Raw genomic sequence first — 386 nt, 5'->3', positions numbered from 1 at the left:
CAAGCCGCACCGGGTCGACACGTTCAAGGTCAGCAACGACCCCGCCTTCGAGGAGAAGCTGACCGACGTGGTCGGCCTCTACCTGGCCCCGCCGGAGCAGGCGATCGTGCTGTGTCTGGATGAGAAGTCCCAGGTGCAGGCGCTCGACCGCACCCAGCCGTCCCTGCCGATGGTCAAGGGCCGCGGCGCGACGATGACGCACGACTACAAACGCCACGGCACGACGACCTTGTTCGCCGCGCTGAACGTGCTCACCGGCGAGGTGACCGGGCGCTGCTTCGAACGGCACCGGCACGAGGAGTTCCTCAAGTTCCTCAAGGTCATCGACGCGGAAGTGCCGGGGGGCCAAGCGATTCACGTGATCCTGGACAACTACAGCACGCACA

At 65.8% G+C, this 386-nt stretch carries 1 protein-coding gene; it reads left to right on the top strand.

The genetic code is table 11. The annotated features are described in order from the left end of the window. Window positions 1-386 (top strand): IS630 family transposase (locus tag N864_RS23110; protein WP_034723192.1); only part of this gene is annotated, 386 nt, incomplete at both ends.

It is taken from the genome of Intrasporangium chromatireducens Q5-1 (assembly GCF_000576575.1).
Taxonomy (GTDB): Bacteria; Actinomycetota; Actinomycetes; order Actinomycetales; family Dermatophilaceae; genus Intrasporangium_A; species Intrasporangium_A chromatireducens.
This window is presented reverse-complemented; position numbering and strand designations above follow the sequence as displayed.